The following is a 23,384-nucleotide window of genomic DNA, read 5'->3' as shown; positions in this document are numbered from 1 at the left end:
ATCCGAATGGATTTGAATTGATTTATGGAATTTGTGCTAAGCCCTAAAGATTTGGTATATCTAAGCGCCATTCTTTTGGGTTTTCTTACTAGTGGGTTGTTGATCCTTTTTTCATTTAAGAGGAGGAAAACAAATATTTTGATTGGGTTTTCCTTTTTCACCTTATCCTATGCTATCGCTTTTGCTTTTTTGATTAGCTCAGGCTACCATGTACTGATTCCGTCACTCTATCGTTCGGGCAATATTGCGGCACTTTCCTTCATGCCATTGTTTTACTTGTATGTTTATAAAGAAGTTCAAAAAGAAGGATTTAGAATAAAAGATTTGATCCATTTTCTTCCTGTTTTTATCTACTTCATTGATTTTTTCCCCATCTTATTTTTTACCACTATTGAGGAAAAAGAAAGGCTTATTCTTTCAGAGATAGAAAACCCAGCCGTATTTGTTTATTTCAATCAGAGCCGGTTTTTCCCCCCCAATTTTTACACCTTGGGAAGAACCTTTTTAATTATGGTCTACTGGATATTTTCACTGCGATTATTAAATAAGCAGCAAAAACTCGTTCGGGAAAAAAAATCTCATTTATCCAAAGAATGGATTCTATGGGCGAAAACCTACGTCTACGGAATCACAATCCTATTTCTTCCATTTTTCGCACTCAATAATGTTGTGGATTCCCAACTTTCTTATGATTTAATCCATTTTACCGGTGCATTATTCATTTTGGTGAATTCCCTTATCATTCTATTCTTCCCTAATATCCTTTATGGAATCGATCTGGAAGGTGAACCTGAAAAGCCCAAAGAAACACAAAGTAACGAGCCCATATCCGGCACTAAAGAGATAGAAATTCAAAACAAACTGAATGAGGTAATTGAGGTTTCAAAGAAGTATTTGGAACCTGGCTATAATATCAATGATTTGGCAAAGGATTCGGGAATTCCCGCTTACCTTCTCACCCAATACATCAACCGAAATCTGGGAATTAGTTTTTCTGATTTGATCAATCAGCATCGAATAGAGGAATGTTGCAGAAAAATTTCAAATGGAGACCATAAATTGATGACTTTGGAGGGATTGGCTCAAGAATGCGGATTTAATAATCGAAACTCTTTCATTACCTCTTTCAAAAGATATAAGGACGCTACGCCATCCCAATATTTGAAATCCTTGGAAAAGAGCTTTGAGGAAAAGTAGGAAGGAAATAAATGTCCGGGATCTGCTCGGTGAATAAATCCTGAATTGGTTTTTGGAAAAATCCGTTTGAATTCAATGAATCTGTGCATAAGATGCTCAGCTCAAATACATAAATTGACGAGGCGATTTAAAAGCTTTTAATTTTGCCCAAGTTTTACTCTTTCCAAATACACTCAGACACTAAAGGAAACAAAGCCTTACTATGAAAAAATTATTGATTATTCTTTGTTCGTTCGCTCTTGCATGGAATGCATCAGCCCAGGAAATCCGTCTCAACACCTATGCAGGATATGTATTCGATGATCGCGTAGACAGCTATTTTTCCTCAAGCAGCTACTATGAAGGCACCATTAAGGGAGGTTTTCAATGGGGTGCCGGATTAGAATACAAACTGCCCAATGGCAAAGGAATTGAACTTCAATATTTAAGACAAGACACCCAAGCTCCGATGATCTACCAAGATGGAGGAATTCTGGGTGGACAGTTGCAGCGCACCACATTTGATTTGGCAAACAACTGGATTATGGTCAATGGAAACAACTACTTTCAAGTCAACGACAAAGTGGAGCCTTATTTCGGCGCTGGAATCGGGATGGTGATTTCCAACGTCGATAATCCAGACAATGGCCGATCTCAAAACTTCACCAAATTCGCTTGGGCTTTACGTGGAGGGTCCAATTTCTGGCTGGCTGAAAAAGTCGGAATCAAGCTCCAAGCATCCCTTATGTCTGCAGTACAAGGAGCGGGCGGAGGATTCTATTTCGGCACAGGTGGCGTTGGCACCGGAGTATCTACTTACTCCACTATCTTTCAGTTTGGGTTTCAGGGAGGATTGGTTTTCAGGTTTTCGAATTAACGAAAGCACCTGTTTTCTTGAAAAATCCTAAAGATTACTCAAGGTATAGCAGAAATTCGAACCTAGATCCAGTTAGGGATCACTATCTTGAATATCTGTAACACCATCCCAGCGAGCAATGAGGCGTTTCAATCTCTTCCTGATTTCCTTTGTGATCATCTTTTGGGCAAAAGCCCAGAAAGCTGATTCGGTTGACTTTTATCAGCCCAATAAAGTCTATCATTTCAGCTTTGTGCCACTCCCGGCAGTGGCATCCAATCCTGCCAACGGATGGATGTTTGGACTTGCCCCTTCTGCCTCTTGGTATATGGATGATCCTGCTAACACGAAGATGTCCAATTTGGTTGGCAACCTGCTATACACTACCAAGAAACAGTGGATTTTCAGCAGTCGGCATAATCTGTTTCTCTCAGAAAACAAGCTTATCCTAATGGGAGATTGGAGATACTTTATCACTTCCCAGCCTACCTTTGGCCTAGGAAGCTCTACTCCCAACGAACCTGCCCAAAATCCAAATCAACCTCTTGCCTATTGGGGGGAGCAACAGATGGATTTCAATCTGTTAAGATTTTATGAAGCGGTTTTAAAAAAAATCGGGGATTCTCCTTTCTATTTGGGATTGGGATATCACTTGGATGTACATAGCAAAATTGAAAACTTCTTGGATGAGGATGCAGATCAGGATCTAACCCTTCAGTTTGCTCATGATGCCTACAATATCTCAAAGGGATTTGATACGGATAAGTATTCACTATCAGGGGTATCCTTCAATTTTATCATGGAAAAGCGAGACATGGCAGTCTCCCCTTATGAAAAAAACTTTGCCTGGATTCAATATAAAATCAATCCTGAATTTCTCGGTTCTTCCCAATCATCGAGCACATTACTCCTTGATTACAGGCATTACTTCAATCTGAATCCTAAGCGCAAAAGACATCTCATTGGCGTCTGGGGAATGGGTAACTTTCTTGTATCCGGCAATCTCCCATATATGAACCTACCGTCAATTGGCTGGGATATGTTTGGAAGAAGTGGCCGGGGCTATGCGCAAGGAAGATTCAGAGGGGAAAACATGGTCTACGGAGAAGCTGAATGGAGATTTCCTTTGCAAAAAGAGAAAGACACCTTTGGCGCTACAGTTTTTGTCAATGCGGCAAGTTTCAGCGGAGCAAGACCTGAATCAAGTCTTGGAGCAACACCTCAATACGAAAGGTTATTTGAAAAAATCAATCCCGGTTATGGATTAGGATTGCGTGTAATGATCAATAAGCAAAAGCGAACCACCATCACCGCCGATTACGCATTTGGTCAAAAAGGCAATTCAGGATTTTATCTAAACATCAATGAAACATTCTAATAGCGAACGTTTAAAAACGGGTAAATATTTGTTTTAACTTTTTCTTAAATTATTCAAAAATTGAAAGATTAAACTATCCAGACACCAGTAATTTCCATAAAACTAACCCTTACAACATTATGAAAAAAAGCATCCTATTTTCTCTAGCACTCTTTCTTTTGGGGATGAATGCGAGCTTTGCCCAAACGATTGACGATGAGATTTCCCTTATTCAGGAAGCCTTTGGAATGGACAAAAAGATGATTGTCCAGGAAGTACTGCAACTTTCTGATACAAAAGCGGCGGCTTTTTGGCCTATTTACGAAGCTTATGAGACCGAACGAAGAGCTTTGTCCAGAGAGCGGATCAAAATCATCAACGACTACATGGAAGGATATTCCAACATCGGAGAGACTGAGGCTGACAATTTAGCCCTCAGAACCTTAAAGAACGACCAAGAGCTGTCCAAGCTTCACTTGAAGTATTATAAAAAACTAAAAAAGGGCGTTTCCGCACTGGACGCGGCAAAATTTCTCCAGCTGGACACCTACATCCACAATACTATTCGAAATGCTATTCAGCAGGAGTTACCCTTTATCGATGAATTCAAATAACCTTTATAAAATCATATAATGAAAAAGTTTTCCTTACTCGCCACATTGGCATTTGCAGTACTTGTCTCCTGCTCACCCAGCACAAAAATATTAGGTTCTTGGGCCAGTCCTGAGAAAAAAGCGGGAGGATACGATGATGTAGTCATTATCGGAATTTCCGAAAGTGTCATCAGCAGACAGACCTTCGAAGATCAAATCCAAAGCGTATTGACACAGGATGGGATCAAGGCTTCCAACTCTTCTGTAATCATTCCTCCGGGAACAAAACCCAGCCCTGAGGAAAAAGAGAAATTCGCTCAAACTCTCAAATCCCAAGGCCATGATGCCGTACTTACCGTGGCTCTATTGGACCAGACGCAGGAATCCAGATATGTGCCTGGTACTACCACCTATGCCCCAATGATGTATGGAGGATACTACAGATCTTATTGGGGATATTACAATTATTATAGCCCAATGATGTACGATCCAGGCTACTATACCACAGATAAAAACTACTTCCTCGAGGCCAACCTTTATGACGTAGAAACTGAACAATTGGTATGGTCAGCTCAATCCGAAACTACCAATCCAGCAAATCTTGAGGCTTTTGCCCGAACCTTTGCCATGGTAATTTCTGACCAAATGATTAAAGACGGAGTGATCGTAAAAAAATAAGAATTCCTACACATGAAAAAAGGCCCTTGGAAATCAAAAATCCAAGGGCCTTTTCGTTTATGCTGCGTTTCGCATCGCATTGATAATCCCAAACATCGCCCGGAGAATCAGCTTATCCAGCGTATTGGTGGATTTTCCATCTTCCAAAATTTTCTGAATTGCGTATTGCTGAATGGTAATCAAAGGAAGCACGATTTTTTCCCGGATTTCAATAGATTTTTTGGTCACCGGATTGTCTTCCAAGAGTTCGCTCATTCCGGAAATCTCTTTGATTTTTTCCACAGATCTTTGGTATTCCTCAAACAAGAGATTCCAAAATTCCCCGTACTCCTCATTTTTGGATAAATAGGCAGTAGCCGGGTAGAAGCACTTATTCAGTGACTGCATGGAATTACTCAATAAGGTTCTGAAGAACAGGCTGTCCTGGTAGAGCTTTTTGATTTCTTTGAGATTGCCTTCTTTTTCGGCCTGCTCAATTGCCGCTCCTACCCCAAAAAAGCCCGGAATATTCTGCTTCATCTGAGCCCAAGATCCTACAAAAGGAATAGCACGGAGGTCCTCAAACTTTAACCCTGAACCTTTGCCTCTTTTCAAAGGTCGACTTCCAATATTGGTCATTCCAAAATATTTCAGAGGGGCCACATGCTCTAAGTAGGGAACAAACTTGGGGTGATTTTTCAGTTCCTTATAAGAATCATATCCTGAATCGGCCAATGCCTGAATCATAGCTCTCTGCTTGGAATTCAGATTCTTTTCTCCATCCTGATAGAGATGATTTTCCAATCCTGCACTGAGTAATTGCTCAAGATTGTAGGTACAGGATACTTGCTTTCCGTAATTGGAGGAAATGGTTTGGCCCTGAATGGTCACCTGGATTTCGGAATTGTCCACTTTTTCTCCCAAGGATGCATAGAAATTATGAAGGTTCCCTCCTCCTCTGGCTACAGGACCGCCTCGCCCATCAAAAAAGACCACTTTGATCCCATACTTTCTCGATACTTCCGAAAGCTCCTCTTTGGCCACCAAAATCGACCAATTGGCCTTTAAATAACCCCCGTCTTTGGTACCGTCTGAGAATCCAAGCATTATATTTTGCTTCATCCCACGGGACTTCAGGTGATCGGCATACTCCGGAGTCTCATACAGCTTGGCCATGATTTTGGGAGCCATTGAAAGGTCATCAATCGTCTCAAACAATGGAACAATGTCTAAAGGAAGAGGGCTTGACTTGGCCCCCAAGGTTAATTTTGCCAGCTGAAAAACCTCCAAGACATGAAGTACGGATTGGCAATTGGAAATGATGTAGCGGTGAAGTCCTTCTTCTCCATTTAGCGTTTGGATTTCCTTAACAGTACCTAAGGATTGAAGCATTTCCTTATGAAAGGGCTCCTGAAAATCCTCCAGGGAAGGAAGACCCCGGGTTTTCATCACTTTTGAGATCAATTCATCCTCTGTTCCGGTAAATTCCTTCCCCTGAATGGAAAAAATCTCTTCCCACAGCGCATCATGCTTACGACTGTCCTGTCTCAAGTCCATGTGCGCAAAGTGAAAGCCGAAAATTCTCACCTTGAGAATGAATTCATCCAAAAGGTTCAAAAACAGCCCATCATGATGGGTAATCAAGGCTTCCCTAGCTTCCAATAAAATCGCCAACAAATCCTCCTTCGAGTTGTAGACTTGCTTGTTTTCAAATAGGGTATAATAAATTCCGCGCTCAGCTTTGGCGATCAATTCCTCCACATTCTTGAAGGTCAATCGCTTCTTCAATTTTCTAAGATCCCTGTAGTAGCATCTCATCAGCCACTTTTTGAGGCGATCCGCTACCTGAAGGGTGGTTTCGTGGGTTACGAATGGATTGCCATCCCGGTCGCCCCCTGGCCAAAACCCTACTTTCAAAATTCCCGGATTCTCCCAGGTATGGATTGGCTCACCAAGCCCCTTCAGCAACCGAATCACGATATCGGGTATACTCTGGTAAAACACATTTTCCAGATACCAAATCAGGCTGATTGCCTCATCAAAAGGGGTAGGTTTTTCCCGATTGATAAACCCGGTCTTGCCCAATTGCTGGAGAAGAAGGTTGATGCTTTCCAAATCATCCGTTCGAATCGCATTTTCGAGATCGGTGATGATTCCCAATACATTTCCCGGATAAAATTGGGTGGGATGAGCTGTCAAAGTCAACCTCACCGAGAAAGTCTTGAGCTTTTCTATCAGCTCCTTCTTCTTCTTATCGGTCTCTACTCTGGAAATCAGAGCTTTAATGGAGCCTTTCCCATTGATATCGTTGATTTTATCGTATGCAGCATCTTCTATCGAATCAAAAAGAACCACTTGCCGCTCCACATATTGAATCATCCGGAAGAGAAAATCACTTCGCTTTTTCTCGGATTCTCCCGGCATCATTTCTTCAAAAAACCCTTCTATAATTTCCACAGGAGTCTTTCCCTCCTTGTAACCCTTTTCACAGGCCTTGCCCAAAAAGGGCAAAAGAGTCCCCGTGACGTAAATATCATCAAAGGGCAAATCCAAAAATAAACTGTTATAAATCGTAAACCGCTTGGCTACTTGGGTATCATAAATTTGTTGCATCTTTTTGCATTTAATAGGCTAGGCCAAATTAACATTTTTAAAGCTTAATCGCACTATTTTTAAATTTTCAACAAAAAACAAGGTTCAAAAATTGATTTATCACACAGAATCATTCTACTTTTTAATTCTATGAAAAAAGACATGCTCCTCAAAATTCACTACTTTTCATCCATGAAATCATTCCCCTCCCTTTCACTGGCTTTCTGTCTAATTTCCCTAGGCCTCTTGTCTTTTGCCTGTAATCCTTCCAATCCCGAAACTCAGAAAGAACCCGTGCAAAACCTAAGTTACCAATTCTTGGTTGGAACCTATACGGATTCCCTTCACCATGGCATCAACCATCTGACTTTTTCTCCGGGAGAAAATCTGATGACCGTGCAAACTATTGCAGCGGGTATCGCCAATCCCTCTTTTGTGATTGCCTCCAAGGACGGCAAAACAGTCTACTCTCTCGAAGAGGAAGCTGGAATTCAAGGTGGGAATGTCCTGACTTTTTCCAGAAATGGAGAAGACAATTCCCTGACTTTACTGGATCAGGATGCCTCTCAGGGAGATCACCCTTGCCATATTTCTTTGTCTCCAAATGAGGATTTTGTGATTTTGGGTAATTATACCGGAGGCAGCCTTTCTGTCTTCAAAGTAATTGAAGACAAAAAGCTGGATTTTGTCCAGCTGATCCAGCACACCGGCAAAAGCGTCAATCCCGATCGTCAAGAGAAACCTCATGTTCATTCCACTACTTTTGATCCTGAAGGAAAAAGGGTGCTGGTAGCCGACTTGGGTACTGACAAAATTTATGTTTATGATTTTGCTCCTGATCAGGCCGAGCCATTGAGTTTAGCTGGAGAGTTTCCTGTTACCCCGGGAGATGGCCCCCGGCATTTGGCTTTTTCTAAAGATGGCAAAGAAGTCTTGGTCGTACAGGAAATGAGCGCAGTGATGGAAGTTTTCTCCTACGAAAATGGAATTCTGACTCCACAACAACGCCTGTCTCTATTGGATGAGGGATTTACCGGAAATGTTGGCGCTGCAGAGATCAGAGTTTCTCCCGATGGAAAAAATGTCTACGTATCTAATCGCGGGGATGCCAATACAATTTCGGTTTTCGCCAAAAACGACTCCGGTCAGTATGAACGAATCCAAAACATTTCCTCAGGAGGTATTATGCCCCGCAATTTTAATTTGACCCCAGATGGAAAATACCTTCTTGCTGCCCATCAGGCCAGTAATGATATTGTGATCTTTGAGCGGGACTTGGATACGGGGATTTTAACCCAAACCCTTTGGAAAGCACAAGTACATAAGCCGGTTTATTTACATCCTCTACCCAACTAGGCAGGATTCTCCCAAAGCCTATCTCCATAGCGGATTTGCCCCTTTTCAATCTCCAAAGGCGAGGCAAGGTTATTATGGTAGAGCTTACCAGTGCCCAGACCTTGGGGGATTTTTGGGTCGTAGGAGGAAGCCAATTGGGAAATGGCATTGAGCCCGATATTACTTTCTAAAGCCGAGGTCATCCACCAGCCAATTCCCCGCTCTTCTGCTAAGCTTATCCATTGCTGAGTTTCCAGAAAACCTCCCAAAAGTGTGGGCTTAAGAATGATGTGTTGCGGCTTTAGGGTATCGAGGAGAAGTTCTTTTTCTTTAGTCCCGATCAGCTCCTCATCCAAGGCGATCGGAAGTGGAGTTTCCCGACAGAGCTTTCGCATTTCTGCCCATTGGCCGGCACGAATAGGCTGCTCGATGCTGTGAATATCCAATTCGGCGAGTTGACCGAGTTTGTTCATCGCCTCCATTGGTGAAAAAGCCCCATTGGCATCTACCCGGAGGATGATCTGATCCTTGGAATACTGCTTTCGGATATAGCTCAATAGCGCCAATTCCTGCTCAAAATCAATGGCTCCAATCTTCATTTTGATGCAGTCAAAGCCCTCTTTTAGCTTTTGGTCAATCTGCTCCAGCATAAAATCCCGATCTCCCATCCAAATCAGTCCATTGATCAGAATAGGCTTTTTCTGATCATAAAATGGATTGGGGAAAAACTTCTTTATCCCGCCTTGAATCCAATCCAAAAGGGCCATTTCCACACCAAATCTTAGTGACGGCAAGTCAAAAGGAACCCGAGATTTAACCTGATGTAAAACCGAATCTAAATCCTCCGCCCATGTTTCTTGTGCCAATTTTTCAAGTTGTGCTGTAATGACTCTTTCAAAATCCTCCCGATAATCCGGACTCAGTCCCACCAAGGGAGCTGCTTCTCCCCATCCCACTCTTTCAGGAAAGTCGGGATGAGTCGCTTTGATCCAAAAAACCTCCCGGGTTTTGAGAACACCTCTTGATGTCCCTGCATCAAATCTGAACTGAAGAACCCTTTTTATCAGGGAAAACTGTAATCGAAACGAATCTGCCATAAAGATAAAACCGTTTTTGGACCAAATGGATGGCTATATTTGCAGCCAAATCATCCTGTCAAATGGAAATTCCTACCTTTGATCTCCAAGACTTCGAATATACGCTACCGGAAGACCGGATCGCCAAGTTTCCTCTCGAAAAAAGAGACCATTCCCAACTCCTTCATTACAAGCAGGGCCAAATCAGCCATTACCATTTCTATGATTTGCCTGATTTATTGCCCAATGATGCCCTTTTGGTCTACAATGATACCAAGGTGATTCCGGCTCGCTTGATTTTTCAAAGGGAAACAGGCGCAAAAATCGAAATCTTTCTCCTCGCTCCCATCGCCCCAACCACCGTCATCGCTGAGATCATGCTCGCTAAGTATCCGGTAACGTGGCAGACACTTGTCGGCAATGCTAAAAAATGGAAAGATGAGGAGGTGCTTAAAGGTAGAATCCAGATTGGGGAAAAAGAAGTGATTCTACAGGCTCGACTGATCAATCGAGAAGCCATGTCTGTGGAGTTTTCATGGGATGATTCCGAAATCGCCTTTGTGGACTTGGTGGAAGCAAGCGGAGAAGTACCACTTCCTCCATACCTGAATCGAAAGCCTGAAAAAGAGGATAAAGATCGCTATCAGACCGTTTATTCTAAGAAAGAAGGCGCGGTAGCAGCTCCCACCGCAGGACTTCATTTTACCGAAGAGGTTTTTGAAAAACTCAGAAAAAAGGGAATCCAAGAAGCCCAAGTCACTCTACACGTGAGTGCAGGGACTTTTCAGCCGATCAAAGTGAAGGAAGTGACCGAGCACCCCATGCACTCCGAGCAGATTCAAGTCTCACGGGAAACCCTCAGACAACTTCTGGAAAATACCGGAAAAACCATTGCTGTGGGTACCACTTCCGTAAGGACTTTGGAAAGCATCTATTGGTATGGAGTTCAGATATTGGAAGGAAAAGGAGAAAAACTCGAGGTAGAAAAGCTTTTCCCTTACCAGACACGAGCTGCTTTGCCAGAGAAAAAAGAAGCACTTCAGGCGATTTTGGACGTAATGGATCGAGAAGGTACGGATACTGTTCTAGGGCATACCGAGATTTTTATATTTCCAGGTTATCGCTATCAGATGATTGACGCGCTGATCACCAATTTTCATCAACCGGGTTCTACGCTGATTCTTTTGATCTCCACGATTTTGGGAAAGGATTGGAAAAAAGTCTATCAAGAAGCCTTGGACAAGAATTATCGCTTCCTAAGCTATGGGGACAGCAGCTTGCTTTGGCTCTGAAAAAGAAAAGGTCTCACCTAAAAAGCGAGACCTTTGATTTATATAAGAATTCAGTTCGATTAGTCTCCCTGACTCCCAATTCGCTGTATGCCTTTGAGCAGTTCTTGATAAAAAGTCCTTCCTACAGGTATCCAATCTTTACCCACCTGTACTTCTTTGTTATTGATGGCGGAGATTTCTCCGATCTGCACCATATAGCTTTTATGAATACGGAGGAAATTTTCAGAAGGTAAAACAGACTCAAACTCCTTGAGAATATTCCTTACAGAAATCACGGCATTCTTGGTAACCAAAGTGGTGTAATTGCCATCTCCTTTGAGCCAGAGTATGTCATCAAACTTTACCTTGACCAAACTCCCTTCATGGCGTACAAAAATGGCATCCTTGATCAGGAGTTTCGGCTCCTCGGATAAATGGTGCTTTTTTCCATTTCCATTTCCATTTTTACTGACTCTGATACCCTCTAATAGCTCTTTCATACCTCAGGATGTTATGGTTGTGCAACATGCTGTGGATTAATAATGTTTTGACTTTCGTTTTTATTCTTTGGGAAATAATGGAAACTTCCTCTGCTTTTGAGTTATTTGAACTAAAGATGAACCCATATCCTCATGCGACTTTTTGAAAAGAGCCTTTTATTAATCTTTTGTTTTCTGCTTTTTTCCTGCAAAAAAGAGGATCCTAAGCCTGGCTTAGCCAAAATTACCCTGACAGGAATCCTACTCGAAAAGCCCATTCCGAATGGTAGGCTAAACACCATCCAGGAATGGAATCATCCGCTTTCTCCTGGTCAGAGCGTGACCTTTACCTCTCAGGAAAGTGGAGATTCCTATACCATCCAACTTCCTTCCAATCCCGAGGGCTTCACCTTCGAGCTCCCTTTTGGTACCTACAGCTATGAGTCTCCAATATCCTCTGTCAAGATCTCCAGCACCCTTCCTGTGGACCTTTCCGGTACTCTCTCGGTTTCAAGCCCTGAGGTTTCCACGCAGTTGAATGGAGTTTCGAGGTATCAGCTGCTCAGTATCCAAAAGTCCAATCTCCAATCAGCACCTCAAATTATCACTCCCCAGACAGGTATGATGGGATCCCAAGGTGATTTCTATTACATCTATACTTTGGAAACGGTGAAGACAGCCATCACACTGACCAATGGTCAACGATTCCGATTGGGTTTGGATCCTTTGCCTCTTAGCCATCAGTCTTTTTTCTACTTCAACAGCAGCAGTTCAAATGGGCAGATTGGCATTGCGGATCCACTATTTGATTTGAACCAAAGAAGCATTCCGATGAGCGGGGATACCTATCCTCAGGTATTCCCTCCTTTTTACCGCAAGGAATTGGGGCCTGTCCTCGGCGAAACTTCCGCTCTTGAAGCGATAGGAGACCGGCTTTTTACTCTAAATGATGGAGGTAACCTTCCTGAGCTTTTTGAAATTTCTCCATTTTCCGGAAATCCCGAGCGTAGCATCCGTGTCACCAATGCGCCCAATGTGGACTGGGAAGACCTTGCCTCTAGCGATACTCATGTTTTTATCGGGGATTTTGGCAATAATCTGGGAAATCGAAAAGATCTAAGGGTTTTGAAGATTCCTATTTCGAATTTGCTAAACAGCAATGAGGTGACTGCCGAGATTTTGGAGTTTTCTTACCCGGATCAGACCGGATTCAACGATCCCAACCATGCATTTGACTGCGAAGCCATGGTGTGGTGGGAAGGCAAACTGCATCTATTCACCAAACCGGTAAGTGCCAATGAAACTACCCACTACACTCTCGATCCCAATGTGGCCAGTCAGGTAGCCTCCAAGGTGGAGACTTTTCCCACTGCCGGCAAAATCACCGCTGCAGATATTACTTCAGACGGAAAAAATCTGCTTCTCCTCGGCTATGAGATTGCAGGGATCTCATCTAGAGCCTTTTTAGAAGTATTCTCAGGTTGGAATCCAGGCCAAACCTCCGCTTCAAACGAGCGCTACACCATCTACTTGGGAAGTGTCTCTACCACCAGTCAGACTGAGGGAATAGCAATATTGTCTTCTGAGAAAATAAAAATCTCGGGGGAAAAAATTTCCGTCGGAGGAGGTACTATTCCCCCGAGACTGTTTGAAATAGATTTGACTGGCTTACTGGAAGATTAGCCTTTTCGCATTTGCTTGTAGGCATTGATCAGGCCATTGGTAGAGCAGTCATGGGAGGTGACTTCCGAATCCCCTTCCAATTCAGGCAAAATACCATTTGCCAAAACTTTCCCTAATTCTACTCCCCACTGATCAAAGCTGAAAATATTCCAAACTACCCCCTGCACGAAGATTTTGTGCTCATACATGGCGATTAATTGTCCAAGTGTATAAGGAGTGATTTGCTTCACCAAGATAGAATTGGTCGGTCTGTTGCCTTCAAAAACACGGTGAGGGGCTATTTGATCAATTTCCTCTACGGATTTCCCTGCTTTGTTCATTTCTGCCTTCACCTCCTCAAGAGATTTCCCTTTCATGAGGGCTTCCGTTTGAGCGAAGAAGTTGGAAAGCAATTTCTGATGATGGTCTCCAAGCGGATTGTGGGAAATAGCAGGAGCTATGAAATCACAGGGAATCAGATGGGTCCCCTGATGAATCAACTGGTAGAATGCGTGCTGCCCATTGGTCCCGGGTTCCCCCCAAATGATCGGCCCGGTCGGATAATTTACCTTTTCACCGGTGCGGCTGACATACTTTCCATTACTCTCCATATTTCCTTGTTGGAAATAGGCGGCAAAACGATGAAGATATTGGTCATAAGGCAAAATGGCCTCAGATGTAGCTCCTAAGAAATTGGTATTCCAAATCCCGATCATGGCCAAAACCATGGGAATATTTCGCTCAAAAGCCGAATGCCTGAAATGCTCGTCCATAGAATAGGCACCGGAAAGCAGCTTTTCGTAATTGTCAAAACCGATAGCACAGGCGATAGGCAGGCCGATAGCGGACCAAAGGGAATAACGTCCTCCTACCCAATCCCAAAACTCGAACATATTGGCCAAATCAATCCCAAAAGCCTCCACAGCCTTGGCATTGGTCGACAAAGCGACGAAATGCTTGGCAATGGCTGATTCATCTTTGGCATAGTCCATAAACCAGTTTCTAGCCGAATGGGCATTGGTCATGGTCTCCTGAGTGGTAAAGGTCTTGGATGCAATAAAGAAAAGCGTAGTCTCGGGGTCTACCTTTTTTAAGGTCTCAGTAAGGTGGGTTCCATCCACATTGGACACAAAGTGAATGGAAAGATTAGGATTCTGATAGGGCTTTAAGGCCTCAGTCACCATCACCGGACCTAAATCTGAACCCCCAATCCCAATATTCACCAAGTTGGTAATAGGTTTCCCGGTGTAGCCCAGCCATTTTTCCTGAAAGACCTGATCGGCAAATTTTTTCATTTGGGCGAGTACCGCATTGATATCCGGCATCACGTCCTTGCCCTGCACATAGACCGGATGATTGCTTCTATTTCTCAGTGCGGTATGAAGCACCGCCCGATTTTCTGTTTTATTAATGGCACCTCCGGTAAACATCTCCTCGATAGCCTCATGTACTCCGCACTCTCGCGCCAAATCCATTAAGGCAAGAAGAATCCCGTCAGAAATCCGGTTTTTTGAAAAATCAACCACGATATCCTCAAAACGGATACTGAATTGGTCAAATCGGCCATGATAGTCAAAATGAGAATAAATGGAGTGATTTTTATGCTTCTCCTTCAATTCAAGGAGTCTTCCCCAAGCGGGGGTAGAAGTAGGGTTGATCGAATTCATGAATGAAAATGAATAAATAGGTCAAGGTAAAATTAAGAGTTATCTTCAGAATATTTTGTAAGATTTCCTAGTTAAAGGTTTGGCCTTTAGATGCTGATATTCTACTTTTCCACCTCAAAGATTTTCCTTTTCTATAGTGCGCTGTTATCTTTTGCTTTTGAGTGTAATTCTGATTTCACATTCAGGATTTCCACAAAATATTGATCCAATCCCCCTGAATAAGCATTTTTTTGAGATATCGCCCTCTGATTCCATGCAGCAGGAATACTTCAAAATCAGGTCTTTTGCTTCGGACTCCACCCTTATCGAGCGCGTTTTCACACTTCAAAATCAACTCGTGCAAATCGTCCGAAAAGGCATAAAAACGGATGATTTCCAAGAGTTGACACTGGAAGAATATGACCTTGAGGGTCAGCTTATCCATAAGCGGACTGCCAATCTATTCAACTCCAAATTCATTTCTACCTACTATGCAGATGACGAGCTGGTGGGGCAGGTTTTATACAGAGGAGAGCACAAGTACTCTGTCATTCGGCTGGGGGACGAAAAGCCCAAAGAAATCTTGGAAAACGACTTTGAACCCTATCCAAATGATCCAAAAGCACGGTTTCCCTTTTTTATTTCGGAGAAAACCAAAATAGAAAAAAGTAAATGGCCCACAGAAAGGCAACTCATTGTAGTCGGGGTCCTGGTGGATAAGACAGGAGAAGTCAAGGCGGTCGACTGGGTCAATCCCATAGGTGCTGACCCGGAAATCGCCAAGGTGTTCGTAAAGGCAGTGAACTCTTGGAAGAAAGGCTATATTCCTGCTAAAGATGCTTTTGGAAACACACTTGAAAAATGGAAGTATTTTTATTTCCATGTAGGAGGAAGATTAAATTCGGGTCCAATTGAAATTAGATTTAGGTAGTAAAATCTTAAAAAACTTATGCCAATTGTTTGCCTTTCCTTTTCAAACCTCAAAAGATGATTTCACCGTAGCACTTCCCATTTATCCTTCGTTGCCTTTAGGGAAAGAAACTCGATTTTCATTTTTAAAAAGACATCAATCCATGACACGTCCCATAAATAAGTCCCTCATTTTACTAATCCTTTTGATAATTTGTTCCTGCGACCCTTGCAGGAATCTGGATTGCCTGGCTTCCAAATATGACTTTGAGTTCAGAATCTTAGCCGGAGATACGGGTAAGGATTTGGTTTTTGGTCCAGATGCCCAATTCAATCCCGAAGAATTCACTCTTTACTCCCTTCAGGGAAACGAGCGGGTGGAATACGGCCTTCAACCCCTCTTTTCTCCTTACTATGACGGAGATACCACCTTCTACGCGGAGGTTTTCCCTCCTCTCGGACCGGTTTTCTTAAGCTATCCTAATGGCAAAATTGATACACTAGTCCTGTCCTATACGCAATACGATACCGAATGCTGCGGACGAATCACCGAAGTACGAGAGCTTACTCGAAACAATTCTGAAAAATTCAACGATCTCTGGCAAATACTAGAGTTCACCTATTAATCCATCATTTCAAAATTCTACCCCATGCGAATTCTTTTCACCTTCCTTGTTTTTACTTCTATCTGTTTTTTGAATCAAGCTCAGACCAAATCCCAAAAAGTAACCTATCTCAATCAACACTTTTATGAAATCAGTGGAAAGGATTCAGAAAATAGAGCCTTCCAACAAGTAGAAAATGAAATTCAAAATGGAGAAAAGCTGGTTTTGATCTTTGATCTGGAAAATCGATTAATTGCTCAGGTTAAGAAGAGTTTTAATGAGACAGAAAAGTTTAATCAAGAAATAAGAGATCATTTTGACACTCAGAATAACCTTAAAAACCAAACGCTCAAAAATCTGGATAATGGAAGGTATCTGACCAGCTTTTATGAAAAAGGTGAGAAAAAAGGCCAAGTCATCTATCTAGGTGATCAATCATTTACCTTATGGCGTGAAAGCCCCGAGTCAGAAAAATTGAAAAATCGGGACGATTTCAAGCCGGGTTTGGATATGGAAAGACTTCAGGAGCTTTTTGCCCAGAATCTCCAATATCCGATTTCGGCAAGGAGATTGGGACAAAGCGGAACCGTACAAATCGCCCTTTTGATTTCAGAAACAGGAGAGCTCAAAGAAATCGAACCGGCCAATGCCTATGGGATGAATAAAGAACTGGTCAAGGAAGCACTAAGAGTAATCCAACTTTATGACGGCCCATTCTTCCCAGCCTTGGACCTACAGGGCAACCCAATAGAAGCATGGATGTATGTTCCGGTCAGATTCAAATTGGGGTGATTCCTCCAAATCCTCTAGGATGCTCATTGGATTGGGTCTATTTTTAATTGTCTCGATCATTTGAATTTTGATACTATCCGGAATTACCGCTTTTTTTATCCTAGCCACTTTCATTCCCTCGGTGAAATGGGATCACTGGTGGATTCGCATTTTTGATTATCCCAGATTACAAAAATTGATGATTCTGATCCTTCTGGGCATATTTTGGATAGTTTCGGAAAAAAGTGGGATAGAAAAGTGGATGGGTTTGGGATTGATTTTTTTGTCTGTTGTTTACCTCTTTATACAGGTATGGCCTTACACCATTTTTGGTAAAAAAATGATTCAGCGGGTCCCATTTTCCAAAGAAAACGGCTTTCATCTCATCGTAGGAAATGTCTATCAGTTCAATACCCAGTACTCAAAAACAGTCCAGCTGATCAAAAAAAGGAATCCGGATGTGGTATTTCTGGTAGAAACTAATCAGGACTGGGTGGATAATTTAAAGGAGATTGAGGAGAACTATCCACATAGCATCTTTTTGCCTAAGGAAAACACCTATGGTCTTGTTTTCTACTCCAAGTTTCCAATGGTCAGAAAAGAGATCAACTATTTGCTTGACCCGGAGATTCCCTCGATTGAAGTGGATTTAGAGTTGCCATCCGGCAAGACCATCACCCTGTACGGAATACACCCTACTCCTCCAGTACCGGGAGAAAATGAAAAAAGTACCGAACGGGATGCAGAGATTCTCATCGTTGGCAAAAAAGCCCAGAAAAACCCCAATCCCTCTTTAGTCATGGGAGACCTCAATGATGTGGCTTGGAGCTATACCACCCATTTATTTTTAAAAATATCCGAAATGGCCGATCCCAGACGGGGAAGGGGATTTTACAGTACTTTTCATGCCAAAGTCCCCTTTTTCCGTTGGCCCTTGGATCACGTTTTTTTGAGCAGGCACTTTGGCTTATCCGGCTTGAAAGTGCTCAGAAGCATCGGTTCAGACCACTTTCCGATCGAGATTAAAGCAACGCTTACTTCTGAAAAAACCACAGACACCTTTCAAGCCAATGGGGATGAAAAGATCGAAGCCAGGGCTAAAATCATCAATGGCCATAAAGAATAAAGCCGGCTTTTGACCGGCTTTTAACTTAATTATCAGCAGCTTTTGCTTCCTCTTTGGCTTTTCGCTTAAATCCTTTTCGGAATGGCCAAGTGTACTCCAGTGCCTCCAAACCTTTGTTTAGGTTGTAAGTGGCTGAGTCCGTATTGACCAAGGTACTTTTGAGAGATTCTGCAAAAGCAGGGTCGTTGAGCATAGTTCCGAGGGCATTATTGGGATCATCGAGCTTGGCGGAGATTTCTTCCAGCTTTTTGGTCAATTCTTGGGTGTTTTCAGCACTTGCCTTAAAGCTGGCAATAGTGGCTCTCAATTCATCCGCTATCTCGGTATCCGTGGCCAAATCATTGAACAGGTTCCCTTCCTGATTCAGCTTACCTGCGAAAGTGTTCAGTTCGGCCAGCATTCTGTTACTGTTAGCAGAGGCTCTGTCCAGATTTGTTACGATCTCTTTGAATCGTACAGCCAGCGTGGAATCAGTCATCACAGCCCCAACAATACCTTCTCCTGCCGCAAGTTTCCCGGTGAGTAGCTTGAGGTCAGCAGTGATTTCCACCAAATTCTCATTGTTCACCTGCAGCGTTTCCATCATCTGATCTGTATCCAGCGGCATGACCGCTTCCAATCGATCTCCTTCCTCAACTGCCGGGAAGTCGGTGCTTCCTCCATAAATGACGATAATCTTATTTCCAATCAATCCATCCGAGCTGATTGTGGCCTTGGAATTCTTGCGGATAAACTCGGAAACGCTTTCCTCTACATTCATTTCCACTTCGACTTGGGAGTCTCCGTAGAAGTTGATTTTTCTGACCGTTCCGATTTTCACTCCGGAAAACCAGATATTGTTTCCAGTCTGCAGCCCCCCCACATCATCAAAGACGGCTTTGAGATGAATGGCCTTTACGAATTTTTTCTGCTGTCCACCCAAGGTCAAAATACCCGCCACCAGGATGGCTATTCCCAGGAAGACAAAAATTCCTACAATGACTGATCGTTTGTTTTCTCCTCTCATGAGTAAATGAAATTATAATCGTAGAATGATTTGACTCGCTCGTCCTCTGCATGAGGAAACACCTCCTCAAAGGTGCCCATGGCATTAAATTGCCCATCCAGCAATACGGCCATTCGGTCTCCCGTCATCTTGGCACAGGCCAAATCGTGGGTGATGACGATGGAGGTGGTTTTGTATCGCTCTCTCACTTCGTTGATGAGATTGTTGATATCCACACAGGTAATCGGGTCTAGACCTGCTGTAGGCTCATCGTAAAGCATGATTTCAGGATTGAGAATCAGAGTCCGTGCTACCCCAATCCGCTTCTTTTGACCTCCGGAAAGCTCCGAGGGCATTTGATTGATAGTCTGAGGAAGTCCCACTGCATCGAGGAGCTCTTCGATACGCATGGTTATGTCCTTTTTGGTCAAATTCTTTACGTTCCGGACCAGAGGAAACTCCATATTTTCCCTGACGGTCATGGAATCATAAAGCGCTGAATTCTGGAAAGAAAAGCCAATCTTAAGTCTCAGCGCATTGAGGTCTTTTGTATTCAGATTAGATACTTCTTTGCCCAAGACCTCCATCGTCCCTTTATCCTGCTTGAGGAGTCCGACCATAATTTTGATCAGAACAGACTTCCCTGTCCCTGACCTTCCCAATACTACGAGGTTTTCCTCTCGGAACAGATCCAAATCCACTCCTTTGAGTACATCCAAATCCCCAAAGGATTTGAATAGGTTTCTGATTTTGACGACGATTTCCCGATTTTCCATAACCTACATTCCCCGTATTGCATTGACAATCTGAAGCGCCAATAGTTCCTCAATAAAGATCAAAAACATGGATATCACTACTGCAGAGTTTGCAGCACGACCTACACCTTCTGTTCCTTTGGAAGAATTATATCCCTTGTAACAGCCCACAATCCCGATCGTGAAACCGAATACGAGTGATTTTAAAACCGAAGAAAACACATCCAAAAAGGAAATCGAATCAAAAACCTGAACAAAAAAGGTCGATAGGCTGACCAATTCATTTTTGTTCACATTGATGAAAGATCCGATCAAGGCCACAAAATCCGTGTACATGACCAACAAAGGAATCATAAACGTCGTGGCCAAAACGCGAGTTACTACAAGAAACTTGAAAGGGTTGGTAGCTGATACCTCCATGGCATCGATCTGCTCGGTCACCTTCATGGAGCCAATTTCTGCACCGATGCTGGAACCGACCTTTCCTGCTGCAATCAGGGCAGTCACCAAAGGCCCCATAGCCCTCACCACAGCGATGGAAATAAGAGAGGGCAACCAGGATGTGGCTCCAAATTCAGATAGGGAAGGTCTCGACTGATTGGTAAATACAATTCCGACGATAAATCCCGTTAGGGATATAAGCGGGAGAGATTCTACACCAATACGGTAACACTGATGAATGACTTCTTTGAATTCGTAAGGAGGCAGAAATACTTCCCTGAAAAATCGTCGGACGAAGTTCCAGGCATCCGCCAATCCCGTAAAAAACTTATCTATTTTTTTCGAAAGCAAGGGCTTCCGATCATCTGCTTCTTCGGCCATAATTTATTTCGGATTCTCGAAAATAAGGAAATTTCCACAATGCCGGACTTAATTTTCTTTAAGCCTGTAGGATTTGGATTAGATCGGTTTCGGAAAGCGGCTTCTCAAAAAAACCCGATACCCTTGGATCTGCATTTGCTCGTACCCTGTCTGAGTTGATAATGGAAGAACTCATCAAAAAAAACTTCCCCTGAAACCCTTGGTTAAACAAGGAATCCAAAAATTCCCATGCCTCCATGACTCCCAAATTCAGATCCGAAATCACCACCGCTTGGGGAGCTTCGGACAGAAAATTCAGGGCATCCGAGGCCTGATCAAAAAATTTCAGATCAGATACCAAGCCCAATAGATTGATCCTTTTTCGTAACAAAAGATGCATGATTTTGTCATCATCCAGGACTACTAATAGGTTGTCAGATTGGTTCATTTTGGTTGGAAAAAATCAAGGTAAGTTCAAAATATAAGAGCTGAGGTTGATTCTCAAAATCTCCCAAAAATAAAGAAATCAGTTTTAGAAAAAAGCAGAATACCTTTTCCTTTTAGGTTTTCATTTTCAGGAAATACTTATTTTTAGTCATGTCTAATTTATTTAGCCTAACCAAATTAAGATTCATCAAAATCACATTTAAAAAATTATCAATCAATTATTTACAACAAATCAAATCAAGTAAAACTTTTCATCTATTTCCTACCTTCAGGTTCACTTAGCATCCTCCCCTACTCTATCCAGAAGCTCAGTATTACTAACAAATATTTTTTTCTTTCACCTCCCCCAAATAAAAAAAGACCTATTTTCACCAAGGCATTATCAGTTATGGAGGAGACCCAAAAACCAAAAAAAAACCGAAGTAAAATCATTCGGGTATTGCTTTACCTGGCACATCGTTTTGACCTGGAAGAGGGCAAAGAAGATGAACTGGAAACTATTGAATACATTTCCAAAAATGTGGAGTTTAAGGGAGCTAACCTTTGGATTCTGATCTTCGCTATTTTGGTGGCATCCGTGGGATTGAATGTCAACTCCACCGCAGTCATTATTGGTGCCATGTTGATCTCCCCTCTGATGGGTCCCATCATGGGTATTGGCTTAGCTGCGGGTATCAACGATTTTGAATTGCTCAAAAGGTCTTTTCGAAATCTTTCCGTCGCCGTATTTATTTCGATCCTCACCTCTACCCTATACTTTCTGGTCACCCCTATTAGTGATGCCCAATCCGAACTTTTAGCGCGGACTGAGCCTACGGTATGGGACGTTTTGATCGCACTATTTGGAGGGCTGGCAGGAATAGTTGCAGGTTCCAGAAAGGAAAAAAGCAATGCTATCCCGGGTGTGGCCATCGCCACTGCGCTTATGCCCCCACTCTGTACTGCAGGGTATGGAATAGCCACCGGAAATCTATACTACTTTTTCGGAGCCTTTTATCTCTTTTTCATCAACTCGGTCTTCATCAGCCTTTCGACCTATTTGATTGTCCGGTTTATGGGCTACCCAAAAAAGCACTTTCTAGATTCCAAAAGGGAAAAACGTGTGCAAACCTATATCACCCTTTTTACTTTGATGACAGTAATTCCCAGCATTTACCTAGCCTACGGGATTGTCAAGCAGTCCATTTGGGATCAGCAGGCAAAGAAATTTGTCAAAACCGAAATGAAATTTCCTAAAACCCAGATCTTAAATGCAGAATTCGCTTACGATACTGACAATAGAAAAATCGAAGTCAGTCTCATTGGCGAACCTATTTCCGATGATGAAATTGAAATCCTCAAAACCAAAATCATTGATTTTGGGCTCGCAGAAACTGATCTGATTATCAATCAAAGCGGAAGCAGTACAGATATGCGCGTCTTAAGAAACGATATCCTCAAAGACCTCTATGAGCGCAATGAAGCCTTGATCCAAACCAAAGACGAAAGAATCGCCCTTTTGGAAAAAGAACTGGCCCAAGATGCAGAAATCCGCACCTTGAGTACAGAAATGGCTGAAGAGGCAAAAATCAATCATCCAACTTTGAGCAAATTCAGCCTAGGCAGATCTATTTTCAGTGATTTGGATTCCAAAAACAGTGATACCCTAATCGCCGCCTACGCCTCTTTCAAAAGCAGACCTTCATCTGCCGAGATACAAAAGCTAAGGCAATGGCTCAAAATCAGAACTAAGGCAGATACGGTAGCTTTGATCCTAGACTAAACCCCAGCCCTATATGAAAAACCTATTTCTCACGATTAGCTTCTTTATTGGATTTCTCGGTTTTTCGATTGCCCAAGAGTCCTACGATGAAGCTCTAGCCAAAAAACTAGGCGCAGATGACTACGGCATGAGAAAGTATGTCATGGCCTTTCTCCTTCGAGGAGACCGTGTTTCCGAATACACCCCCGAGCAACGCTCCGAAATCCAAGCCGGACACATGGCCAACATCGGGAAAATGGCTGAAATGGGAAAGCTGATCGTGGCTGGACCTTTTTTCGGAAATGATGACCTGCGCGGCATTTACATCTTTGACGTACAAACCTTAGAAGAGGCCAAGGCTCTCACCGAAACCGACCCTGCCATCCAAGCAGGAGTCCTGAAAATGGACCTGAAAGAATGGTATGGCTCCGCCGCGCTGATGATGCTGCCGGATCTCTATCCCAAGGTGACGAAAAACAGTATCCAGTAATCAGTCTCAGTAGGCAGTACCAAAAAAACTGCATACTGCCTACGGAAAACTGCC

At 42.8% G+C, this 23,384-nt stretch carries 22 protein-coding genes; 14 read left to right on the top strand and 8 right to left on the bottom strand.

Going from position 1 to position 23,384, the window contains the following annotated elements:
• Positions 1 to 138 precede the first annotated feature (138 nt).
• From AAA938_RS12350 to AAA938_RS12330, 5 genes are all read left to right on the top strand, one after another.
• Positions 139 to 1,197, top strand: a complete 1,059-nt coding sequence (locus AAA938_RS12350; protein WP_338229042.1) for a helix-turn-helix domain-containing protein — start codon at positions 139 to 141, stop codon at positions 1,195 to 1,197.
• 202 nt (positions 1,198 to 1,399) lie between these two features.
• Entirely contained in the window at positions 1,400 to 2,053 is a 654-nt protein-coding gene (locus tag AAA938_RS12345) for an outer membrane beta-barrel protein (RefSeq protein WP_338229041.1), read from the top strand.
• Positions 2,054 to 2,171: 118 nt separating this feature from the next.
• Entirely contained in the window at positions 2,172 to 3,410 is a 1,239-nt protein-coding gene (locus AAA938_RS12340) for a BamA/TamA family outer membrane protein (RefSeq protein ID WP_338229040.1), read from the top strand.
• 119 nt (positions 3,411 to 3,529) lie between these two features.
• Complete coding sequence (locus AAA938_RS12335) at positions 3,530 to 4,003, top strand: hypothetical protein (protein WP_338229039.1); 474 nt, start codon at positions 3,530 to 3,532, stop codon at positions 4,001 to 4,003.
• Positions 4,004 to 4,021: 18 nt separating this feature from the next.
• Complete coding sequence (locus tag AAA938_RS12330; RefSeq protein WP_338229038.1) at positions 4,022 to 4,660, top strand: hypothetical protein; 639 nt, start codon at positions 4,022 to 4,024, stop codon at positions 4,658 to 4,660.
• A 57-nt stretch (positions 4,661 to 4,717) separates the two neighbouring features.
• On the opposite strand, the gene AAA938_RS12325 is transcribed toward AAA938_RS12330, so the two are convergent.
• Positions 4,718 to 7,252, bottom strand: a complete 2,535-nt coding sequence (locus AAA938_RS12325) for a phosphoenolpyruvate carboxylase (protein WP_338229037.1) — start codon at positions 7,250 to 7,252, stop codon at positions 4,718 to 4,720.
• Positions 7,253 to 7,423: 171 nt separating this feature from the next.
• Here AAA938_RS12325 and AAA938_RS12320 point away from each other — a divergent pair, with 171 nt between their 5' ends.
• Positions 7,424 to 8,587: a lactonase family protein gene (locus AAA938_RS12320; RefSeq protein ID WP_338229036.1), complete on the top strand. Its 1,164-nt coding sequence runs from the start codon at positions 7,424 to 7,426 to the stop codon at positions 8,585 to 8,587.
• Here the strand turns inward: AAA938_RS12320 and menC are convergent.
• Positions 8,584 to 9,663, bottom strand: a complete 1,080-nt coding sequence (menC, locus tag AAA938_RS12315; RefSeq protein WP_338229035.1) for an o-succinylbenzoate synthase — start codon at positions 9,661 to 9,663, stop codon at positions 8,584 to 8,586. The two genes, AAA938_RS12320 and menC, sit on opposite strands and share 4 nt — an antisense overlap.
• Positions 9,664 to 9,725: 62 nt before the next feature.
• On the opposite strand from menC, the gene AAA938_RS12310 reads away from it, so the two are divergent.
• The gene (locus AAA938_RS12310; protein ID WP_338229034.1) at positions 9,726 to 10,934 is read left to right on the top strand and encodes an S-adenosylmethionine:tRNA ribosyltransferase-isomerase; all 1,209 of its coding nucleotides are present in this window, start codon (positions 9,726 to 9,728) and stop codon (positions 10,932 to 10,934) included.
• A gap of 59 nt (positions 10,935 to 10,993) precedes the next feature.
• Here AAA938_RS12310 and AAA938_RS12305 read toward each other — a convergent pair whose 3' ends face one another.
• Entirely contained in the window at positions 10,994 to 11,413 is a 420-nt protein-coding gene (locus AAA938_RS12305; RefSeq protein WP_338229033.1) for a LytR/AlgR family response regulator transcription factor, read from the bottom strand.
• Between the two features lie 132 nt (positions 11,414 to 11,545).
• Here AAA938_RS12305 and AAA938_RS12300 point away from each other — a divergent pair, with 132 nt between their 5' ends.
• Entirely contained in the window at positions 11,546 to 13,075 is a 1,530-nt protein-coding gene (locus AAA938_RS12300) for a hypothetical protein (RefSeq protein WP_338229032.1), read from the top strand.
• Here AAA938_RS12300 and pgi read toward each other — a convergent pair.
• Positions 13,072 to 14,721 (bottom strand): glucose-6-phosphate isomerase, encoded by a 1,650-nt coding sequence (gene pgi / locus AAA938_RS12295; RefSeq protein WP_338229031.1) that lies wholly within the window; start codon positions 14,719 to 14,721, stop codon positions 13,072 to 13,074. The genes AAA938_RS12300 and pgi overlap by 4 nt on opposite strands.
• A 253-nt stretch (positions 14,722 to 14,974) precedes the next feature.
• Between pgi and AAA938_RS12290 the strand changes: the two genes are divergently transcribed.
• From AAA938_RS12290 to AAA938_RS12275, 4 genes are all read left to right on the top strand, one after another.
• Entirely contained in the window at positions 14,975 to 15,631 is a 657-nt protein-coding gene (locus tag AAA938_RS12290; RefSeq protein WP_338229030.1) for a hypothetical protein, read from the top strand.
• A 142-nt stretch (positions 15,632 to 15,773) separates the two neighbouring features.
• Positions 15,774 to 16,235: a hypothetical protein gene (locus AAA938_RS12285; protein ID WP_338229029.1), complete on the top strand. Its 462-nt coding sequence runs from the start codon at positions 15,774 to 15,776 to the stop codon at positions 16,233 to 16,235.
• Between the two features lie 24 nt (positions 16,236 to 16,259).
• A complete protein-coding gene (locus tag AAA938_RS12280; protein ID WP_338229028.1) occupies positions 16,260 to 17,006 on the top strand; it encodes an energy transducer TonB in 747 nt (248 codons plus the stop codon).
• Positions 17,007 to 17,184: 178 nt separating this feature from the next.
• A complete protein-coding gene (locus AAA938_RS12275; RefSeq protein WP_338229027.1) occupies positions 17,185 to 18,111 on the top strand; it encodes an endonuclease/exonuclease/phosphatase family protein in 927 nt (308 codons plus the stop codon).
• Between the two features lie 25 nt (positions 18,112 to 18,136).
• Here AAA938_RS12275 and AAA938_RS12270 read toward each other — a convergent pair whose 3' ends face one another.
• The 4 genes from AAA938_RS12270 to AAA938_RS12255 are packed head-to-tail and all read right to left on the bottom strand — an operon-like array spanning position 18,137 to position 21,100.
• Positions 18,137 to 19,117, bottom strand: coding sequence for an MlaD family protein (locus AAA938_RS12270; RefSeq protein ID WP_338229026.1), 981 nt, complete (start codon positions 19,115 to 19,117; stop codon positions 18,137 to 18,139).
• Entirely contained in the window at positions 19,114 to 19,872 is a 759-nt protein-coding gene (locus AAA938_RS12265) for an ABC transporter ATP-binding protein (RefSeq protein WP_338229025.1), read from the bottom strand. The genes AAA938_RS12270 and AAA938_RS12265 overlap by 4 nt, the downstream gene beginning before the upstream one ends.
• A 3-nt stretch (positions 19,873 to 19,875) precedes the next feature.
• Positions 19,876 to 20,673, bottom strand: a complete 798-nt coding sequence (locus AAA938_RS12260; RefSeq protein WP_338229024.1) for an MlaE family ABC transporter permease — start codon at positions 20,671 to 20,673, stop codon at positions 19,876 to 19,878.
• 58 nt (positions 20,674 to 20,731) lie between these two features.
• The gene (locus tag AAA938_RS12255) at positions 20,732 to 21,100 is read right to left on the bottom strand and encodes a response regulator (RefSeq protein WP_338229023.1); all 369 of its coding nucleotides are present in this window, start codon (positions 21,098 to 21,100) and stop codon (positions 20,732 to 20,734) included.
• Positions 21,101 to 21,487: 387 nt separating this feature from the next.
• Between AAA938_RS12255 and AAA938_RS12250 the strand changes: the two genes are divergently transcribed.
• Both AAA938_RS12250 and AAA938_RS12245 read left to right on the top strand, forming a co-directional pair.
• On the top strand, positions 21,488 to 22,861 hold the full coding sequence (locus AAA938_RS12250; protein ID WP_338229022.1) for a TIGR00341 family protein: 1,374 nt from the start codon (positions 21,488 to 21,490) through the stop codon (positions 22,859 to 22,861).
• Positions 22,862 to 22,874: 13 nt separating this feature from the next.
• A complete protein-coding gene (locus AAA938_RS12245) occupies positions 22,875 to 23,330 on the top strand; it encodes a YciI family protein (RefSeq protein WP_338229021.1) in 456 nt (151 codons plus the stop codon).
• Positions 23,331 to 23,384 lie beyond the last annotated feature (54 nt).

It is taken from the genome of Algoriphagus taiwanensis, assembly GCF_036245645.1.
GTDB classification, from domain to species: domain Bacteria; phylum Bacteroidota; class Bacteroidia; order Cytophagales; family Cyclobacteriaceae; genus Algoriphagus; species Algoriphagus taiwanensis.
This window is presented reverse-complemented; position numbering and strand designations above follow the sequence as displayed.

Coding starts and splice junctions, on each gene's coding strand:
- AAA938_RS12255 (WP_338229023.1), bottom strand. CDS start 21,100: ATGAACCAATCTGACAACCTATTAGTAGTCCTGGATGATGACAAAATC.
- AAA938_RS12340 (WP_338229040.1), top strand. CDS start 2,172: ATGAGGCGTTTCAATCTCTTCCTGATTTCCTTTGTGATCATCTTTTGG.
- AAA938_RS12305 (WP_338229033.1), bottom strand. CDS start 11,413: ATGAAAGAGCTATTAGAGGGTATCAGAGTCAGTAAAAATGGAAATGGA.
- pgi (WP_338229031.1), bottom strand. CDS start 14,721: ATGAATTCGATCAACCCTACTTCTACCCCCGCTTGGGGAAGACTCCTT.
- AAA938_RS12260 (WP_338229024.1), bottom strand. CDS start 20,673: ATGGCCGAAGAAGCAGATGATCGGAAGCCCTTGCTTTCGAAAAAAATA.
- AAA938_RS12310 (WP_338229034.1), top strand. CDS start 9,726: ATGGAAATTCCTACCTTTGATCTCCAAGACTTCGAATATACGCTACCG.
- AAA938_RS12300 (WP_338229032.1), top strand. CDS start 11,546: ATGCGACTTTTTGAAAAGAGCCTTTTATTAATCTTTTGTTTTCTGCTT.
- AAA938_RS12280 (WP_338229028.1), top strand. CDS start 16,260: ATGCGAATTCTTTTCACCTTCCTTGTTTTTACTTCTATCTGTTTTTTG.
- AAA938_RS12275 (WP_338229027.1), top strand. CDS start 17,185: ATGATTCTGATCCTTCTGGGCATATTTTGGATAGTTTCGGAAAAAAGT.
- AAA938_RS12270 (WP_338229026.1), bottom strand. CDS start 19,117: ATGAGAGGAGAAAACAAACGATCAGTCATTGTAGGAATTTTTGTCTTC.
- AAA938_RS12265 (WP_338229025.1), bottom strand. CDS start 19,872: ATGGAAAATCGGGAAATCGTCGTCAAAATCAGAAACCTATTCAAATCC.
- AAA938_RS12250 (WP_338229022.1), top strand. CDS start 21,488: ATGGAGGAGACCCAAAAACCAAAAAAAAACCGAAGTAAAATCATTCGG.
- AAA938_RS12335 (WP_338229039.1), top strand. CDS start 3,530: ATGAAAAAAAGCATCCTATTTTCTCTAGCACTCTTTCTTTTGGGGATG.
- AAA938_RS12285 (WP_338229029.1), top strand. CDS start 15,774: ATGACACGTCCCATAAATAAGTCCCTCATTTTACTAATCCTTTTGATA.
- AAA938_RS12325 (WP_338229037.1), bottom strand. CDS start 7,252: ATGCAACAAATTTATGATACCCAAGTAGCCAAGCGGTTTACGATTTAT.
- menC (WP_338229035.1), bottom strand. CDS start 9,663: ATGGCAGATTCGTTTCGATTACAGTTTTCCCTGATAAAAAGGGTTCTT.
- AAA938_RS12245 (WP_338229021.1), top strand. CDS start 22,875: ATGAAAAACCTATTTCTCACGATTAGCTTCTTTATTGGATTTCTCGGT.
- AAA938_RS12320 (WP_338229036.1), top strand. CDS start 7,424: ATGAAATCATTCCCCTCCCTTTCACTGGCTTTCTGTCTAATTTCCCTA.
- AAA938_RS12290 (WP_338229030.1), top strand. CDS start 14,975: ATGCAGCAGGAATACTTCAAAATCAGGTCTTTTGCTTCGGACTCCACC.
- AAA938_RS12345 (WP_338229041.1), top strand. CDS start 1,400: ATGAAAAAATTATTGATTATTCTTTGTTCGTTCGCTCTTGCATGGAAT.
- AAA938_RS12330 (WP_338229038.1), top strand. CDS start 4,022: ATGAAAAAGTTTTCCTTACTCGCCACATTGGCATTTGCAGTACTTGTC.